The organism is Chitinophaga sp. 22308 (genome assembly GCF_052045305.1).
Taxonomy (GTDB): domain Bacteria; phylum Bacteroidota; class Bacteroidia; order Chitinophagales; family Chitinophagaceae; genus Chitinophaga; species Chitinophaga varians_A.
In genome coordinates, this window is record NZ_JBQEOP010000002.1 from 169038 (window position 1) to 183336 (window position 14299).

Sequence of the window (14299 nt, forward strand, 5' to 3'; positions counted from 1 at the left end):
TGTTTTACTGAACGATATTTCTCACTGTGGTCTTCACTTTGATATAAGTGGGGGCCGTAGTGAGATAGCCGTCATTGATAATGAAGGTGAAGATCATGCCCGTTATCTTTTTGGGGTAATTGATCCATGGAGCGCTGCCAAAGGCGCCCGGGCTGCTGCTTTCGATGATCACATCGCCGGGACCGGTATAGTCACGCCAGTTGCCGATGCCGTAAAAATTGGCCGTGTTGAGCCATGCCAGCGGATAAGGACTGTACCCCACTGTTGATCCGGTTATCTGACCCTGTTCCATCGCGGTGACCGCCGCTTCGCTGAGCACCCGTGTGCCGTTGGTGGTCACTCCTTTATTGGCAAGCATGTCCAGGAATTTCATATAGTCGTTGGCGGTACTGCGCGCGCCGCCGGCCACCAGAGGGTTGGCGCTGATACCGTAATCTGTGCTGGTCATCCCGCAGGGGATGAATATTTTCGCGGCAGCCAGCTCACTCCAGCTTTTACCACTGACTACTTCGCAGATGCGTCCTGCTATCTGCATACTGACACCGCCGTAATAAAACACCTTGCCGGGAGGGTTGTCCAACGCCACATTCTGTGCGATGGCATTTACGGCCGTTTCCATTGTCAATGCCGGATTGGATTCGTAGCCTTGCGCAGAACTGCCGGGAAATCCGGAAGTATGGGAAAACAGTTGTGCGATCGTAATATTTCCTTTAGCGTTGGCTGTAAATACCGGCAGAAATTTCCCTACGGTATCTGTCAACTTTAGTTTCCCTTCATCTACGAGGCTCATGACTACTGCGCCTGACAGCCATTTGGAGCAGGACGCGACCAGTTGCCGGGTATTGCCGTCAAAGCCGCCATAGCTCCGGGTATATACTTCCTTTCCATCAACATGAATAACGGTATAACACTTTCCGCCGAACCTCACCGGTACGGAATCATCCAGTATTTTATCCACAGCCTCATAGCCGGGAGTAGCAGGTTTGCCGCCGGTCGTGTCTTTTTTACAGGCCATGCCTGTAGCGCATATTGTTAGCAGGATGAACAGGGATAAATCTTTCATAACAGTTGTTTGGTGATAACGCTGCAATATAAACAGGATAAGTTGATGATTTATTATATGAACGTGTGACTTTTTTGTTACCTGCCCCGCCCTGAACGTTAGCCTTTTTGCTGGAAACTTTATTCATTATGTTTTTGGCGGATGACCACAGCGGGCACAGTCTTTGTGCGCCCAAATCATGCAAAAAACAACAGGAAACCCTGCATCACCAGAACAACAAGGATTTTTGCGTGTACGCGGGGCACGCGAGCATAACCTCAAAAATGTAGACCTCGACATACCGAGAGATGCGCTGGTGGTGTTTACCGGCGTATCAGGCTCGGGCAAATCATCACTGGCATTTGGTACCCTCTACGCAGAGGCGCAGCGTCGTTACCTGGAATCAGTATCGCCGTATGCACGCCGGTTGTTTCATCAGATGTCAGTACCAGAGGTGGATGAAATCACCGGGCTGCCACCGGCCGTGGCGTTGCAGCAACAGCGGGGACTGCCCACTACGCGGTCTTCGGTAGGCAGCGTCACCACCTTGTCCAACCTGCTGCGTATGCTTTATTCCAGGGCCGGGCATTATCCCAAAGGGCAACCACACCTCGAAGCGGAAGCATTTTCACCCAACACACCGGCCGGCGCCTGCCCGCAATGCCACGGCCTGAGCAGGGTGTATGAAGTGACGGAACGCTCTATGGTGCCAGACGATACGCTGACCATCCGCGAACGCGCCATCGCTTCGTGGCCTACCGCCTGGTATGGTCAGAACCTGCGCGATATCCTTATCACACTGGGCTATGATGTGGACAAACCATGGAAAGAGCTGCCCAAAAAGGACCGCGACTGGATACTGTTTACCGAAGAACAGCCTGTGGTGCCGGTATATCCCGGTTTCACGCATGAAGAGGTGAAGCGGGCCATCAAACAAAAAGTAGAACCTTCCTATATGGGCACCTTCTCCGGCGCCCGTCGTTATGTGTTACATACGTTTGCCAATACAGAAAGCGCTTCCATGAAGAAAAGGGTATCACAGTACATGGTGAGTACGGAATGCCCCACCTGTCATGGTAAACGGCTGCAGCCGGCTTCGCTGTCGGTGACTTTCGCGGGTATGGACATCGGGGAGATTGCCCGCCTGCCGCTGTCACGGCTGACGGAACTGATGCGTCCTTACGGGGAAGGGAAAGTCAATAACAACACCGATCACCCGGAAAGGGCCATCGTGGCCCAACGCATTGCAGCAGACCTGGTAGGGCGGCTGGAGGTGTTGCTGGACCTGGGGCTTGGATACCTTCTCCTGGAACGCAGCACGCCTACGTTATCGCCCGGTGAACTACAACGGTTAAGACTGGCCACACAGGTACGCTCTAATCTCTTTGGTGTAGTATATGTGCTGGACGAGCCTTCTGCCGGTCTGCATCCTGCGGATACCGCCGCCCTGCTGCGTGCCCTTGAAAGACTGAAAGCCTCCGGCAATTCTCTCTTTGTGGTGGAGCATGATCTGGACGTGATCCGGCATGCAGACTGGATCGTGGACGTAGGCCCCGCTGCTGGCGAGCATGGCGGGCATATTCTGTATAGCGGCCCTACTGCCGGGCTGGCAGCTGTGAAAGCCTCCCGTACGCGCGAATACCTTTTCGCGGAAGAAAAGACAGTACCCCGTTCCATTCGCAAGCCAGCTGGTTGGCTGCAACTGGAGGGCGTGACACGCAATAACCTCCATGAGCTGGCCGCTGCATTTCCCTTAGGCTGTATGACCACCGTGACGGGCATTTCCGGCTCCGGTAAGTCCAGCCTTGTCAGCCAGGTGCTGGTGGAGCTGGTGGCCACGCAGCTGGGCATGGACCTCGCTGCTGAAACGGAAGAAGGGGATGGGCTGGACCAACCGGCGCCCATCACGCTGGGAGGACACATCACCGGGGGCATGGAACACATCAAGCGCCTGGTGCAGGTAGACCAGAAACCCATTGGCCGTACGCCCCGTTCTAACCTGGCCACTTATACCGGATTGTTTGATCATGTGAGGAAGCTGTTTGCGGACACGAAGACAGCCCGTGCGCGTAAATATGATGCCGGCAGGTTTTCCTTCAACGTAGCGAAAGGACGTTGTGAAACCTGTCAGGGTGAAGGTTTTGTGATGGTGGAGCTGCTGTTCCTGCCCAGTGTTTATGCGCCTTGTCCTACCTGCCATGGCGCCCGGTACAATGCGAAGACACTGGAGGTGGTCTATAAAGACAGAAACATTGCGGAGGTGCTGGAGCTGACGGTAGATGCGGCTTACGAATTCTTTGCCGATGATCCGAAAATACACCGTTCGCTCAGTGTGCTGCGGGAAGTGGGGCTGGGGTATCTGCGCCTCGGTCAGCCGGCCACGCAGCTATCGGGCGGCGAAGCGCAGCGTATTAAACTGGCGACGGAGCTGCAACGTATGGGACGAGGAGACACCTTGTATGTACTCGACGAGCCCACCACCGGCCTGCATCCGTCCGATACGGAAAAACTCGTTGCCCAGCTGGAAGGGCTCGTGGATGCCGGCAATACCGTCATCGTCGTGGAGCATGACATGCGGGTGGTGGCTGCCAGTGACTGGGTGATCGATATCGGTCCCGGCGCAGGTGAAGAAGGCGGTCGTATTGTCGCTGCCGGTACGCCGGCCACGGTGGCCAAAGCGAAGGGCAGCCGCACCGCCCCTTATCTGGCCAGCTTCCTGCGTGGATAATTTCTCCGGAAATTCTGTGGTAAAATATGTAATTCGCAGTACGAAAACAGTACAACAATGAAGAAAACGTTTTTATGGCTGCTGCCGGCGCTGTTGTCCTTACAGCTCCCCGCCCAGCAGCGCAAGCCTAATGTGATCTTTATCCTGGCCGATGATATGGGTTATGGCGATGCCAGCTGCTATGGCAGTCCGCAGATCCGGACACCACAGCTGGACCGCCTGGCTAAAGAGGGTTTCCACAGCACCGGCTTTATGGTGTCTGCACCGTCTTGTACGCCCAGCCGCGCTTCTTTGCTGACCGGCCGTTATCCTGATAAAGTGAACATGCCCTATGCCGTAGCGCCGGGTGACAGTCACGCGCTGGCAGACAGTATTTTCACCCTCGCCAAAATGTTTAAGGCCAATCATTACCAGACCATGATGATCGGCAAATGGCACCTGGGTGATAAGGCCAATAGCCGTCCGCTGTCACATGGCTTCGACCATTTTTTCGGCATGCTGTACAGCCACGATTACCAGTCGCCTTTTGTGAACACAGACACCACGCTGGCCGTCTTCCATGATAATACCCGTGTCATCGAAAAACCGGATTACAGTAAACTGATGGGCTGGTATACCGACAGCGCGCTGGCTTACATCAACCGCGCCGGCAGGAGCAGCCAGCCGTTTTTCCTGTACCTGCCTTTTCCGATGCCGCATGCGCCGCTGGCCGTTCCGCAGGAATGGGCAGGCAAGTCACGGGCAGGGCTATACGGCGATGTGATTGAACAGCAGGACGCCTGTATCGGAAAAATCATTGCCTTGCTGCGTCAGCTGAAGCTGGACAAGAACACTATCGTGATGTTCACCAGTGACAACGGCCCATGGAACGCCATGCCCGACCGCATGTTGCAGCGTGATATCGTAAAACCGTGGGACCATGGCTCCACCGGCCCTTTCCGGGGAGGTAAGGCCAATACCTATGAAGGCGGTCACCGTGAGCCGTTCATTGCCTGGGCGCCGGGCCGTATCCCTGCGGGCACCGAAGGGGACCAGCCTTTTATCATCAATGACATTTTGCCCACGCTGGCTACCGCTACCGGCTATACGCAGCCGTTGCCCGCTAACCTGGACGGGATCAATTGCTGGGGACATATTACCGGCCGGCAGCCACAGCTGCCGCAAAGACCGCTCTTTTATCTGAGCGCGCTCGGTAAACTGGAGGCCGTTCGCCTCGGTGACTGGAAACTGCGCATCGCTACTGCGGAAAAAGGCAAAACGCCTGAAGTGGAGTTGTATAACCTGACACTGGACAACAGTGAAAAACACAATGTGGCGGGTAAATACCCGGAAATTGTATCGTCGATGAAACAGTTGCTGGATAAATATTAAGCGACATATATCCGACCCCGGCCTCCCGCCGGGGTTTTTTATTCCCCGTATTCCCGCATCAGTCGTTCAAACACATCTCTTTCAATATACAGGTCAAAGCTATCTGGGTGAACAATACTTCTTTCCCGCAGTTGTTTGAGGGAGCGATTAAAACTTCTCACCGATACGCCCAGGTAATCGGCCAGGTCTTTTTTAGCGAAGCTGGTCTGTTGGGTAGCCAGGACAGACAACAATTTCAGCATGGCATATTCCGCCGGGTAAACCTGCTGATAGGAGGCACGGGCGGAGGTCTGATTCAGCCGGTGCGCGAGTGATAACAGCAGTAGCCTGTTCAGTTCCGCGTTATGCGTGATCAGGTAGGCAAAATAATCGGTGGTGATACACCAGGCGGTTACTTCCGTGAGGGCGGTCACGGTGGTCAGGTTCGGTGTCTTTTGAATCACTTCAATTTCTCCCAGCAGTTCCCCTTCTCCCAAAAACTGGACAATAAAATCCTTCCCGTTGTCTTCCGTGATGTGAACTTTGGAGAGCCCTGTCTGTTGTACGAAGACGTACTTGTTGCCCTGTCCCTGCTTCAGCAGGTGGCTGCCGGCGGGCCATGACTGTAGAAATACCCGGTCCTTTTTCTCGGCTTCCGTCAGCTGGTTTTCAATGAATGTTAATATTGCGCGATTGGTATGTATCATGATGAGCTGGGACAAATGTCCCGTTTTTTCGCAGTTGAAGCTATTAATTTTACAGAAATTTTAAGAATTTATGAAAGGCATACAAACCATCGCCTTCGACGCTGATGACACCTTATGGGTCAATGAACCATATTTCCGGGAAGTAGAGAACAAATTCTGCGGCCTGCTGGAAGACTATCTGCCGCATCATACCGTAGAGCAGGAGCTGTTTAAAACAGAGATGCAGAACCTGTCGCTGTACGGTTACGGCGTAAAAGCATTCATGCTGGCGATGATAGAAACCATCCTGCGCGTAACGGAGAACGCCGCCAATCCGGTATTGATTGCTAAAGTGCTTGAATATGGCAAAGAGCAGTTGAATAAAGACATAGAACTGCTGGACGGTGTGAAGGATGTCCTCGAAGCGCTTAAAGGCAAATACCGCCTTGTAGTGGCCACCAAAGGCGACCTGCTGGACCAGGAACGGAAACTCAATAAATCCGGTCTTGCACACTATTTCCATCATATCGAAATCATGAGCGACAAACAGGAAAAAGATTACCGCAAACTGTTGCGTCACCTGGACTGTCCGCCGGAAGGTTTTCTGATGATCGGCAACTCTATCAAATCAGATATTTTACCTGTGCTGGCCATCGGCGGGCATGCCATTCACATTCCTTATCATACCGTATGGGCACATGAAGTAGTGGAAGGAGAAGTGAAAGACGAAAGATTTTATTCATTTGAAAACATTACGGCCATACTGCCGAAACTATTGTCATGAAACAACAACTGGACATCAACACCTGGGCCAGAAAAGACCATTTTCAGTTTTTTAGTCAGTTCGAGGAGCCTTTCTTTGGGGTATGCGTAAACGTGGACTGTACCCGTGCGTATTTTGCATCAAAGGCAAACGGGTATTCCTTTTTCCTGTACTACCTGCATAAAGCCATGGTAGCCATGAACGTTATAGAACCGTTCCGCTACCGTATCATCGATAAAGAGGTGTGGGTATATGACCATATCGATCCTTCGCCTACCATCAACCGGCCGGACGGTACTTTCGGCTTTGCCTATTTTCCGTACCATGCCGATTTTAAGACCTTCGCAGCCACCGCAGGAGAAGAAGCAGAAAGCGTGCGGAACAGCACCGGGCTGGTGCCTGCGGTATCGGGAGAAAACGTAGTACACTGTTCTTCCATGCCATGGATTGAGTTCACCTCATTATCACATGCCCGCAGTTTTTCTTTTAAAGACAGTTGCCCTAAAATATCTTTCGGTAAGATGACCGAAAAAGAAGGGAAGATGATGATGCCGGTGTCTGTACATGTGCACCATGCACTGATGGACGGATACCATGTAGGGCTGTTCCTGGAAGAGTTCCAGCGGCAGCTGGATATTTAGCTATTACAGATAATTGCTCACTTCGATGAGGTTCCCGTCCGGGTCCCGGAAGTAAACAGAGATGATAGGGCCGTTGGCGCCTGTTCTCTTTACTTCTGATTCCAGGAGGGGAATATTTTTATTGATCAGTTCCTCTTTTACTTCGCGTATAGGTGTTTCCGTTATAAAGCAGAGGTCCGCCGAGCCGGGTGTTGGATGTGTAGCCTTCGGCTCAAATTCATTTCCTTTTTGATGCAGATTAATTTTTTGTTGGCCGAATTTGAGGGCTTTGCGGTTATTGGCGAAGGTTTGGATTTCCATGTCCAGGATTTCCTGGTAGAAGCGGCAGGTGGCCTCTATGTCGGCGACCGTAAGGACGAGGTGGTCGAGGTGTGATATTTTCATGATGGAGGATTGGTGTTAATTCCTGAAGGTACAACTAATACTATTTCTGATATTGATTGACACGGAACGCTGGTGTAGTTTCGACTCCCGTATCGTCCAATTAAAACAACAATTGCCGGAGAACAGAAGCCGTCAATCCCCTTCTTTTAAACTCAAATTATAAAAATTTCAATCGATTGCGTAACTTAACCCCAATTCCCTTCCGTTATGAAAAAAATACTCTTCCTAGTAGGTGTAAGTATACTCAGTACAACGGCCACCATGGCGGCCAATGGCCCGGGAAAGCCCAATAGCAACGCGACCATCCCGCTGCCGCTACCCCGCGCCATTCCCCGCCAAATATCCCCGCACATCGCTGCTATTTCCGCAGACACGATAAAAGTCGTTACCGGCAGCACCTACGCCTACACCGTAGATACGAAAGCCAACGAAGGCCTGGTCAGCACCGCCACTACGGCAGCGCATTTGTTAGCAGAACTGCAAACCAACGTAGCCGTATACAGCCGCCAGATCACAGGAGCGGATGGAAAACCCAAAGACACCGGCACTATCGCGGCAGGCGACCGCTTCACACTTACCAACGCCAGAGGCAGCACGACTTACTACCTGCTGCCGCAACAACAAGCCCTCACCGGCCGGTTGGAGCTACAACGACCAACAATAACGGCGCAGGTAAAAAACACCATCACGCTGCATTATATCGCCGGCCAGCGAAGCCCGGATGCCACGGTAGTGATAAAATTCCCGGAAGGCATTAACATCACGGAGGAAAATACCACGGTCAACATAATAGGCCGTGGCGCCGTACTGCTAAAGGACCTTCCCCATCAATCTATCGGCCGCACCGGCACCCGTTATTCCTATACACGTGCGGGCGAAGCCGTCATCTCAGGTAATGGAAATACCCTCACGCTCCGCCACCTGGACCTGCGCCCGGCGAACGGGCCGGACATCGTCCTGACAATACATGATGTAACACCGGCAAATACCGGCCGGTATTTCATCAGCGCTGCCTGCACCACGTCGCAGCCCGCCGTGTTGACCAGCTCCGGACTGGCAGGAGAAACAACCTCCCTCTGGGTAACGAACAACATCTCCGATTTTAAAAGAGTGCTGATAAAAGACAAACCTTATCATGAACATTCCAATGACTATACACAGACGCAGTTCCGCTGGACGCCGCACGGTGCTGCCAAAGTATCGATGGAACTGTCTACAGACACCGGCCGCCGCTGGTCGGCCGCGAAAGCCACAATAGACGCGGAACATGGCACTGCTACGGTTACGGGCTTACGGAAGGACCAGCTGTATCATTTCCGTTTGGTATTCAAAGGCGGCGGTTCCAATATCGCCGGTTATTATACCGGCCTGCTGGATGTAAAACACTTCGGCGTGCAGAGCAGCGATACTACCGATCATACGGACCGCATCAACGAGGCTATCAACTTCGTCCATAACATCGGTGGCGGCACACTGCTTTTCAGCGAAGGCACCTACAACGTGCGTACGGTACACCTGCAAAGCAACGTGTACCTCTATATCGGCAGGCAGGCAACGATCCGGGCGCTGAAGGGCGCAGATGCACCGGAGACCACCTGGTTCAGCGATAAAGCCTACCGCTCCGGCCTTTCTCCGACAGACGCCGGTCCCTACGAAGACCCGGAAAACTACCTCACCAAACAAGACGTCGGGCATCACTACTTTCACAATGCCATGTTCTTCGGCGAACGGCTGGACAACATCAAAATCATCGGCAACGGCCTTATTACGGGAAACGGAAACCTCGTCACCAGCGACAAAGTGATGAACAACCAGCCAGACAAACGCGCAGATAAGATGTTCTCGCTGAAACTATGCACCAATGTGGAGATAGGCGGCATTCATCGGGATAATGACCTGTGGTACGATTTTACCAAAGACATGCCTTACTATGAAGGTCTGGATACAGCTGATGACAGCAACATGCTACAGATAGACCGCGCCGGCCATTTCGTGCTGCTGGCCACCGGTACAGACACGCTCTTTGTACATGATACCTATTTCGGGAAAATGGACCAGACCAACGTACGGGACATCTACGATTTTATGGGCTGTAACCAGGTAACGGTCAGGAATATTTATTCCCGCGTCAGTTCGGATGATATCATCAAGCCAGGATCTGACTGCTCTCTCGGATTTACCCGTCCGGCGCGGCATTACAGGGTACGTAACGTGATCGGCGACACGAACTGCAATCTTTTCCAGATTGGCTCTGAAACAGCGGACGATATCATGGACATCTGCGTGGACAATATATACGTATTGGGCGCTAATAAAGCCGGGTTCTCCATCTCCACGAATGACGGAGGCCATGTGAAAGACATCCACCTCAACTGCGGGCATACCGGTCCGGTGAACCGGCGTTCCCGCATGCAGCGCACTACGGCGCCGTTTTTTATCTCCATCTCCAACCGCGGACGGGTCATCGGCGCTACCGTGGGTAAATACACCTTCCGGGAAGAAGACCGGAAACGTACGGAATTGCTGGTGCAGAACGTGAGCATCGGACAGGTGGAAAACATCCTTGTCAACAGTATAGATATCTCGGAAGTGTACAGCGGCAGTTCTTTCGGCAATGGTATCCGCTGGAAGCCGTTCGATGGCTCACAAAGCCGGTCTACCTCCATCATAGCCGGTTATGGCCTGCCGGCATCCGGTGATGTGGAAGGCGGACTGGACTTCACCCTGCCGGATGGCCGTCATACCGGTTACATCCGGAATGTTGTTTTTAACGATGTACACATTACCGACAAAGGGGGGCGTCCGTTGGCAGATACGGCCAACCGGCCACCGGAGCTTGGCGTGGGACAATACAATGTTTCAAACCTGAAAATCCAGCCTTCGTACGGGCTGTGGGCGCGCCATGTGGAAGGATTGACGGTCAGGGAAAGCTCGTTCAGCTATGAGAAACAGGACGGCCGGTATGCGCTCTTCCTCGATGACGTAAAGGGAGCGGAGATTTCCGGCATTAAGGTCGTCAGGGCTGCAGATGCCACGGAGTGGCTCCGCAGCGTGCGTTCTTCCGGGATTCAATGGAAAAGCATCCTGGTTTATCGCGATGAGTGGGGTAAAACGAGCAGCCGTTAATATGCCTATTGCGCCCTGGTGGCCTTGTCAATCCAGAACACCAGCTTTTGGGCATCGATTTCCTTCAGGGGAATTTCCTTATCATTATCCAGGCCACGGGTGAAATATACCGTGGTTTTCAGTGTTTGCCCCTTATCCAGCCCGTCTTCAAAGAGGGCTACGCCGTACAGTTCTTTGTCAGCCGTAGATTCTGCAGCGATGCGCAGGATACCGATATTGTACCGGCCGTTATTCTTAACGGTGATAACGCCGTTCTGATAGGTGTAACTGATACCTTTAACGGTGCCCAGAAATGTTGCGTTGGTACTTGTAGGGGCTTTGTAAGTTTGGCATTTGGCAATCTGTGGCGCGAATGCTAAAAAGAGCAAAAAAATCAGTAATTTATTCATCGAAAGATAAAAATATATTGCAAAAATACATTTTATCTTTATACGGCGATTTGTGATTAATTTCGTAACAGAATAAATCAAGCATGTGATGTTCACCGTGGAGAATGTGCTCAGCAAACCGATATCCCAATGACCTATTTTAGATTGTTCCACCCCGTGCTGCTCGCACGGGAAATTATACATACCGGGACTGCCCAGCTGGAAGGAGAGGAGAAGAAACGAGTCAGTATCATCAACACCCTCAGTCTTGCATCAATTGCTCTTTGTCTGATCTTCGGCACTGTTATCTACTATCTTACCAGTAACCTGGAGATCCTGATACCCGCTTACGCAGAAGCCCTTTTGTTTGTGGTGGTGCTTATGCTCAACCATTTCAGGTGGCATAATACAGCAGCCATCCTGACGGCTTGTGTGCATAACCTTTCCATCGTTTATTTCAGTGCGTTGCTGGGCATGGTAACAGAAGTGTACCTGCTGTTTTTTTTCCTGCTGGGCGCTGCATTGATGGTGTTTCATGGTAAACCGCTACTGATAAAATTCAGTATAGCCATCTCCGTGATATGCCTGGTATTGTGCGAACTGAATTACTACTACTATTTCATAGAACCGCTGCCGCTGACGGTGGAAGAGCAGTTCCTCATCCGTTGGGTGACCATCCCGGCCATTTTGGTGCTGGACGTGATCACTTTTGCGTTATATGTACGTACGCTGCGGCGTAAAAACGCACAGCTGGAGCGGAAAGCCACCGAGCTGGAAATGGCTGACAAGGCCACAAGGCGTCAGGCGATGGAAACTTCCCATGAAATGAGGAACCCTTTTAACGCGGTGTACGGCATATCGCAGGACCTGTTAATGCAGGTACAGAAAAGCGATCTGTATCCGGCTGAGCTGAAAGCCTCTATCGAGCATTTGTATTCGGCCTCGCATAATGTGTTGCAGATCCTCAACAACAACCTGGAACATTTCCGGCAGCAGGAAGGCGTGGCGCCGCAGCTGGAAACAGGTGTGTTTAACGTGCGGGACTGGGCCGGCGAAGCAACAGCTATCTACCAGTACATCGCCAATGTGAGGGATGTCAATATTGTGCTGGAGATAGACCCTCAGATGCCTGCGCGGGTGGAGGGAGATAAGATCAAATTAACCCAGATACTCAACAACCTGTTGTTTAACGCCATCAAGTTCACCCATGCAAACAGTACGGTCACCGTACAGATCAGGCCCGATGGAAGGCAATGGCAGCTGATGGTGAAAGACAGCGGCGAAGGCATCCCGCCTGACCGCCTGTCGACTATTTTTTCACCGTATGTGTCTGAGCAGCATGCTTTCGGTGGTACCGGGCTGGGATTGCCGATTGTACAGCGTTTCGTGGAACTGATGGGTGGTACCATTACCGTGACCAGTAAAGCCGGTGAAGGGTCTGTATTTACCGTCAGCCTCCCGATGGTGGTGGTAGAAGAAACACCGGCGCCGGCTGTTCCGGTGAACAGGAACATCACGCTCCGTGCATTTCCCGGTGTAAAGGCATTGGTGGTGGATGATAACCAGATGAGCAATATGATCCTCTGCCGTTTTTTGGAACGGATGGAATGCCTGTCCACCGCGGCCTACAGCGGCGAAGAAGGGCTGAAAATAGCTGTCGGCACACATCCTGACATTATCTTTCTGGATTCCCATATGCCGGGAATGGACGGCAAAGCCACGCTGGCGGCGCTGCGGGAAAACCCCGCAACGCAGGATGCCATCGTGATCATCGTTTCCGGCGACGCGGCCGAAGCATCCATCGCAGAGATGCTCACAGCCGGCGCCGATGATTTTATGACCAAACCTATCGATCTGAAAACCCTCAATGAGTTAATGGTCAAATTTGAGCCCCGTCTTACAAATTCACATAAGCAGTAGTTGGCATAGGACCACTAGTAGTTGGTAACCCGTAATTCGTAGTTGGTCCGGGCAATGCCATAACGGCTGGTATCGCGCGTGCTCCAGGAGATATTCCCTTCCATCATATGTTCCAGCATAAGGATATAGCGGTCCAGCAACGGATAATCCTGTCCGGAGCTGAGCGACAGCACCACATCTGCCGTATGCAGGAATTGCCTGATTTCGTCATCATGGATAGCGGCCGCTTCGTGGACTGCCTGCTCCAGCGACACCTGTTTTTTGTTTTTGATCATCATCACCAGATTCAGTTCATCTCCCTGTTCCAGTTCTTTGGTATAGGAAAACAGATCGTTGGCCCAGCAGATGGTCCTGCTGGTAAGCAGGCCCAGGTCCTTGATCAGGGAGTCAGCATACCAGGACGCTGGCAGGAACACGTCTTCCATAATTTCGGCCAGGTCGAGGAAGAAGTTGGCGCCACCAATACCCGGGCGATGCAGCATATAATCTTCTAATGTGATATCATCCGTGGAGGTCACATGTTGCATGCGCCAGCTGTTGGACATAAAGGCGGCGTGGAGACTGGTGGTGAACCGTTGTTGCCAGTCGGCCGGTCCTATCTGTACCATGCGCAGCCAAATGTCCTGCATGGCCAGCAGCAGGGGCGGGTCTTGCTGTGGCACCGCCTGATATTTGCCTTTCAGTACGCCGATCATTTTACCGGCGAGGGCTTCAAAGCCGCCGGGGTTGTTGAGGGTGATACGGTCTATCTCGTCGTCCCAGAGGAAAAGCAGGGTGTTGAAATCGGCCGCAACAGACAGCCTGAACAGGTTGGCATTGGGGAACATGCGGGCCACCATCCAGGAGAATTTCTGTTCCTGGTAGAGCTGCCATTGGCCGTTGCCGCTGTCCAGCCCGAATTTCCTGACCCACGCGGCCGTATGACGGTCGGCTTTTTCAACCAAAGGATTGAGTTTTCCCGGGAAGGGGCAATACAGCCCCGGAAGTGTTGTTGTTTCCATAAAACTGAATATTTAAGTGTTTAAAAAGCGGAGGTGGACGCGTGCTTTGGGTGCTTTGATAACCTGTACCGGTGGTAAACAGTCTTCACGGATCAATCTGCTCGTTCGTTGGCTCGAATAAGGCCGGGATAGTTGGCAGGGCAAAACAGGACGCACCTAAAATTAAGACTGTGACGTTAATTAGCCGCAGCAATTCCGCAGTTTAATGGGAGCGGGGCCATAATACGAGGTTGGGATCTGCCCGCCAGGGGGGTGAAAAGCCGGGGTTGAAGGAGGCCGTTCACCCACGG

Annotated in this window: 11 protein-coding genes; 6 read left to right on the forward strand and 5 right to left on the reverse strand. The window is 52.4% G+C overall.

Features of this window, described 5'->3' with window-relative positions; genetic code table 11:
- Positions 1-4: 4 nt before the first annotated feature.
- Positions 5-1063, reverse strand: a complete 1059-nt coding sequence (locus tag ACTJJS_RS07465) for a serine hydrolase domain-containing protein (protein ID WP_440663125.1) — start codon at positions 1061-1063, stop codon at positions 5-7.
- 178 nt (positions 1064-1241) lie between these two features.
- Here ACTJJS_RS07465 and uvrA point away from each other — a divergent pair, with 178 nt between their 5' ends.
- Both uvrA and ACTJJS_RS07475 read left to right on the forward strand, forming a co-directional pair.
- Positions 1242-3770: an excinuclease ABC subunit UvrA gene (uvrA, locus tag ACTJJS_RS07470; protein WP_440663126.1), complete on the forward strand. Its 2529-nt coding sequence runs from the start codon at positions 1242-1244 to the stop codon at positions 3768-3770.
- Positions 3771-3827: 57 nt separating this feature from the next.
- Positions 3828-5141, forward strand: coding sequence for a sulfatase-like hydrolase/transferase (locus ACTJJS_RS07475; protein ID WP_440663128.1), 1314 nt, complete (start codon positions 3828-3830; stop codon positions 5139-5141).
- Between the two features lie 38 nt (positions 5142-5179).
- Here ACTJJS_RS07475 and ACTJJS_RS07480 read toward each other — a convergent pair whose 3' ends face one another.
- Positions 5180-5842 carry a Crp/Fnr family transcriptional regulator gene (locus tag ACTJJS_RS07480; protein WP_168872313.1) on the reverse strand — a complete coding sequence of 221 codons (663 nt, stop codon included), beginning with the start codon at positions 5840-5842 and terminating at the stop codon, positions 5180-5182.
- Between the two features lie 55 nt (positions 5843-5897).
- Here ACTJJS_RS07480 and ACTJJS_RS07485 point away from each other — a divergent pair, with 55 nt between their 5' ends.
- Positions 5898-6590, forward strand: a complete 693-nt coding sequence (locus ACTJJS_RS07485) for an HAD family hydrolase (protein ID WP_168872314.1) — start codon at positions 5898-5900, stop codon at positions 6588-6590.
- A complete protein-coding gene (locus ACTJJS_RS07490) occupies positions 6587-7210 on the forward strand; it encodes a CatA-like O-acetyltransferase (RefSeq protein ID WP_440663130.1) in 624 nt (207 codons plus the stop codon). Before ACTJJS_RS07485 ends, ACTJJS_RS07490 begins: the two co-directional genes overlap by 4 nt.
- Before the next feature lie 3 nt (positions 7211-7213).
- On the opposite strand, the gene ACTJJS_RS07495 is transcribed toward ACTJJS_RS07490, so the two are convergent.
- The gene (locus ACTJJS_RS07495) at positions 7214-7594 is read right to left on the reverse strand and encodes a VOC family protein (protein WP_440663132.1); all 381 of its coding nucleotides are present in this window, start codon (positions 7592-7594) and stop codon (positions 7214-7216) included.
- Between the two features lie 207 nt (positions 7595-7801).
- On the opposite strand from ACTJJS_RS07495, the gene ACTJJS_RS07500 reads away from it, so the two are divergent.
- The gene (locus tag ACTJJS_RS07500; protein WP_440663134.1) at positions 7802-10720 is read left to right on the forward strand and encodes an endopygalactorunase; all 2919 of its coding nucleotides are present in this window, start codon (positions 7802-7804) and stop codon (positions 10718-10720) included.
- 5 nt (positions 10721-10725) lie between these two features.
- Here the strand turns inward: ACTJJS_RS07500 and ACTJJS_RS07505 are convergent, their stop codons facing one another.
- Positions 10726-11088 (reverse strand): hypothetical protein, encoded by a 363-nt coding sequence (locus tag ACTJJS_RS07505; RefSeq protein ID WP_168872318.1) that lies wholly within the window; start codon positions 11086-11088, stop codon positions 10726-10728.
- Between the two features lie 150 nt (positions 11089-11238).
- Between ACTJJS_RS07505 and ACTJJS_RS07510 the strand changes: the two genes are divergently transcribed.
- Complete coding sequence (locus tag ACTJJS_RS07510) at positions 11239-13008, forward strand: ATP-binding response regulator (RefSeq protein ID WP_440663136.1); 1770 nt, start codon at positions 11239-11241, stop codon at positions 13006-13008.
- Between the two features lie 14 nt (positions 13009-13022).
- On the opposite strand, the gene ACTJJS_RS07515 is transcribed toward ACTJJS_RS07510, so the two are convergent.
- Positions 13023-14009, reverse strand: a complete 987-nt coding sequence (locus tag ACTJJS_RS07515) for a terpene synthase family protein (RefSeq protein WP_440663138.1) — start codon at positions 14007-14009, stop codon at positions 13023-13025.
- Positions 14010-14299 lie beyond the last annotated feature (290 nt).

What these genes read in the sequence shown, in the direction of transcription:
- ACTJJS_RS07485 (WP_168872314.1), top strand. Translation starts at nt 5,898, where the DNA reads ATGAAAGGCATACAAACCATCGCCTTCGACGCTGATGACACCTTATGG.
- ACTJJS_RS07475 (WP_440663128.1), top strand. Translation starts at nt 3,828, where the DNA reads ATGAAGAAAACGTTTTTATGGCTGCTGCCGGCGCTGTTGTCCTTACAG.
- ACTJJS_RS07495 (WP_440663132.1), bottom strand. Translation starts at nt 7,594, where the DNA reads ATGAAAATATCACACCTCGACCACCTCGTCCTTACGGTCGCCGACATA.
- ACTJJS_RS07465 (WP_440663125.1), bottom strand. Translation starts at nt 1,063, where the DNA reads ATGAAAGATTTATCCCTGTTCATCCTGCTAACAATATGCGCTACAGGC.
- ACTJJS_RS07500 (WP_440663134.1), top strand. Translation starts at nt 7,802, where the DNA reads ATGAAAAAAATACTCTTCCTAGTAGGTGTAAGTATACTCAGTACAACG.
- ACTJJS_RS07515 (WP_440663138.1), bottom strand. Translation starts at nt 14,009, where the DNA reads ATGGAAACAACAACACTTCCGGGGCTGTATTGCCCCTTCCCGGGAAAA.
- ACTJJS_RS07490 (WP_440663130.1), top strand. Translation starts at nt 6,587, where the DNA reads ATGAAACAACAACTGGACATCAACACCTGGGCCAGAAAAGACCATTTT.
- uvrA (WP_440663126.1), top strand. Translation starts at nt 1,242, where the DNA reads ATGCAAAAAACAACAGGAAACCCTGCATCACCAGAACAACAAGGATTT.
- ACTJJS_RS07510 (WP_440663136.1), top strand. Translation starts at nt 11,239, where the DNA reads ATGACCTATTTTAGATTGTTCCACCCCGTGCTGCTCGCACGGGAAATT.